Source organism: uncultured Nitrosomonas sp. (genome assembly GCF_902826915.1).
GTDB lineage: Bacteria > Pseudomonadota > Gammaproteobacteria > Burkholderiales > Nitrosomonadaceae > Nitrosomonas.
In genome coordinates this window covers 1-3,190 of sequence record NZ_CADEGP010000123.1, presented here as the reverse complement: position 1 = coordinate 3,190, position 3,190 = coordinate 1, and the positions used below count along the sequence as shown (strand labels likewise).

4 protein-coding genes are annotated in these 3,190 nt (G+C 50.1%); 3 read left to right on the top strand and 1 reads right to left on the bottom strand.

The annotated features are described in order from the left end of the window. Positions 1-489: 489 nt before the first annotated feature. On the top strand, positions 490-1,047 hold the full coding sequence (locus tag QZV86_RS13595) for an NADP oxidoreductase (protein ID WP_295629234.1): 558 nt from the start codon (positions 490-492) through the stop codon (positions 1,045-1,047). A gap of 5 nt (positions 1,048-1,052) precedes the next feature. Continuing rightward, positions 1,053-2,540 (top strand): Ni/Fe hydrogenase subunit alpha, encoded by a 1,488-nt coding sequence (locus QZV86_RS13590; RefSeq protein WP_295629237.1) that lies wholly within the window; start codon positions 1,053-1,055, stop codon positions 2,538-2,540. 4 nt (positions 2,541-2,544) lie between these two features. On the opposite strand, the gene QZV86_RS13585 is transcribed toward QZV86_RS13590, so the two are convergent. Next, a complete protein-coding gene (locus tag QZV86_RS13585; protein WP_295629229.1) occupies positions 2,545-2,745 on the bottom strand; it encodes a DUF2905 domain-containing protein in 201 nt (66 codons plus the stop codon). Positions 2,746-2,865: 120 nt separating this feature from the next. On the opposite strand from QZV86_RS13585, the gene QZV86_RS13580 reads away from it, so the two are divergent. Then, positions 2,866-3,138 carry a helix-turn-helix domain-containing protein gene (locus QZV86_RS13580; RefSeq protein WP_295629226.1) on the top strand — a complete coding sequence of 91 codons (273 nt, stop codon included), beginning with the start codon at positions 2,866-2,868 and terminating at the stop codon, positions 3,136-3,138. Positions 3,139-3,190 lie beyond the last annotated feature (52 nt).

Genomic DNA, 3,190 nt, shown 5'->3' with positions numbered 1-3,190 from the left:
CCTTTGCGGGTGCGGCGGGTGACATCAAACTCTGAAAAACTCATATCAATTAACTTAACAATATGATTCAGAACATTATTATGTGATCATCCACACCTGGAAATGACTCTAACCGTGCAAAGTTCTTATGTTATTAAACAGCATCAAAGGCTTGCACTATAGCAAGCTGCATGGGGCACACACTTTCTCCTGCCACTGCGGACTATACAGCTTATCAAGCTGCCGCTAAATAGTTGTTTTGTACTGGGCAGATGCGGACAAATAATTAAACCACTATCAGTTCCTCGTTATGGCCGAAGGATTACTCTCATTAATATACAAGGCGGTCTCTACCAGACTATCCATCCCCCCTAAATCCATTCATGGAAAGCTCCTCATGGCTTTCTGACTGCTATGCTATTATTTGAGATATAAGCATGCTGGGCAAATCGACATTAACACGGTCCAGAAAACAAATTTGCAGGGACATATTGCGCAGCATCATAAACAATGACGGTTGAGCCCACCACTAAACGAAAAATAAAAATCGCCACCACGTCGCTGGCCGGTTGTTTTGGTTGTCACATGTCTTTTCTGGATATGGATGAACGCTTGACCGGCTTGCTCGAGCAAGTTGAACTTGATCGCTCACCATTCACCGATACCAAACACTGTGGGCTATGCGACATCGGCTTAATCGAAGGGGGGGTGTGCACTGCGGAGAATGTACATGTGTTGCGCGAATTCCGCGCTAATTGCGCCACGTTGGTGGCCGTCGGCGCTTGCGCGATCAATGGCGGCGTACCCGCGATGCGCAATTATTTTGACTTGCAGGAATGCCTGCAGGAAGTCTATCTGAATGGAACCGGAGTCACCAACCCGCAAATTCCCGACGATATTGAATTGCCGCTGCTGCTGGATAAGGTCTATCCCATCAGTGAAGTGGTGCACATCGATTATTTTCTGCCCGGTTGCCCGCCATCCGCCGATGCATTCTTGCAACTGCTGGAACCGCTATTAGCCGGGCAAAAACCGATTATTCAAAAATCGCAATTGCATTACGATTAAACGTTATGGAACCAGATAAACCTTCATCACCTCCACCCGCCACCCGGCGCATCGCCATCGACCCCGTCACTCGCGTCGAAGGGCACGGCAAAATTACATTGCTGCTGGACGAACACAATCACATCATCGAGGCACGACTGCATATTGTCGAATTTCGCGGCTTTGAGAAATTCATTCAAGGCCGTCCGTATTGGGAAGTGCCGTTCTTGGTGCAACGGCTGTGCGGCATTTGCCCGGTCAGCCATCAATTAGCAGCAGCCAAAGCGGTAGATCAAATCGTGGGGGTGCAGCAACTCACGCCCACGGCTACCAAGTTGCGCCGTTTGTTGCATTTCGGCCAGATCCTGCAATCGCATGCACTACATTTTTTCCACCTCTCCTCCCCCGATTTTCTATTCGGCTTCGGTAGCAACCCGGCGCAACGCAATATTGCCGGTGTATTGGAACACTATCCGGAAATCGCACTGAAAGGTGTCAAGTTGCGCAAATTCGGGCAACAAGTCATTGAGGCCATCACTGGCAAACGCATTCACGGCACCGGCACTGTACCCGGCGGCATGAATAAACCGCTGACAATCACTGCGCGTGATGCGTTGCTTGCCGATGTCGACAATATCCTGCAATGGAGTCAGGAAGCGCTGGCGCTGAACGAACACATTCACACCACGTACCCGGAGCACCGCGATTTCGCCACGCTGCACAGCCATTTTCTCAGCATGACCGGAACCAACGGCGAATTGGAGTTCTATCACGGCGGATTGCGCGCGCGCGCTGCTGATAACAGCGTAATTTTCGATCAGTTCAACTACTGCGATTATCAACACATCCTGCGTGAAGAAGTGCGCTCGTGGAGCTACATGAAGTTTCCCTATTTCACCGCATTGGGTACTGAGCAAGGCTGGTATCGCGTCGGCCCGCTAGCGCGCATCAATAACTGCGATAGCATTTCCACTCCATTGGCCGAAGCCGCGCGCCAACGTTTCAAAGCATTCGGTCAAGGCGGATTGGTACACGACACACTTGCGTTTCACTGGGCACGAATGATCGAAGCTCTGCACTGCGCCGAATCAATTCACGCTTTGCTGCACGATCCAGACATCACCGGCACGGAATTAATGGTTGACAAAAGCGAACACCAGCCTCAAGGCATCGGCGTCATCGAAGCACCGCGTGGCACGCTGTTCCATCACTATCAGGTCAACGCAGAAGGCCTGATTACCCAGGCCAATCTAATCGTATCAACCACCAGCAACAACCAAGCCATGAATGAATCGGTGCGCATCGTTGCCAATCGATACCTGGATGGCCAGGAAATCACTGAAGCATTATTGAATCACCTCGAAGTTGCGGTGCGCGCATACGATCCTTGCCTTTCGTGCGCCACGCATGCATTAGGCAAAATGCCATTGCAAGTGACGTTGCAGGATATGAACGGCAGAGTAATCGATCAATTAACCAAAGGAATGACGGGCGAGATTACCCGAAACTGCTGATACCCTACTTACCCATCCACCACAATATCAACGTCAGCACAACCGAGATCAACAATCCTGTCATCAACGGAAAATGAAAGCTGAAATTCTCGCGTTCGATATGAATATCGCCAGGCAAGCGGCCTAATGGCAATTGCGACAACCAGGGCCACAATAAACCCAACACAAGCAGCAAGATTCCTAAGGTAATAAATAATTGTTGCATGGCGTATATTGTTTTCAAAGGCGGATTCAAGTTTGAAGTGCAATTTTGAATAACGCAGGTCCTGGGGGTTGGATGCGGTAGCATCTGAGCCTTTTTGACCAGCCAGTCGAAATTGCAAAGATGAACTACACACACCTAACCCGAGAAGAACGATACCAGATATACGCCTTGAAGAAAGCGGGACATTCACAAAGCGAGATCGCCACCGTCATCGACCGAAGCGTATCAACTATCAGCCGAGAGTTGGCTCGTAACTGCGGGGCGCGTGGCTATCGCCCCAAACAGGCGCATAACAAAGCAGTCGAGCGGAAAGCCATCAATGCGCGGGCGATAGACGATGCAACCTGGCAGTTTGCGCAAGAGAAACTCATGCTGCAATGGGGCCCAGACTGAGGTATGCTTATTTTCATGGAGTCCGAAGTTTCATAAGATGAAGACATGAAAT

Coding starts and splice junctions, on each gene's coding strand:
- QZV86_RS13595 (WP_295629234.1), top strand. CDS start 490: ATGACGGTTGAGCCCACCACTAAACGAAAAATAAAAATCGCCACCACG.
- QZV86_RS13590 (WP_295629237.1), top strand. CDS start 1,053: ATGGAACCAGATAAACCTTCATCACCTCCACCCGCCACCCGGCGCATC.
- QZV86_RS13585 (WP_295629229.1), bottom strand. CDS start 2,745: ATGCAACAATTATTTATTACCTTAGGAATCTTGCTGCTTGTGTTGGGT.
- QZV86_RS13580 (WP_295629226.1), top strand. CDS start 2,866: ATGAACTACACACACCTAACCCGAGAAGAACGATACCAGATATACGCC.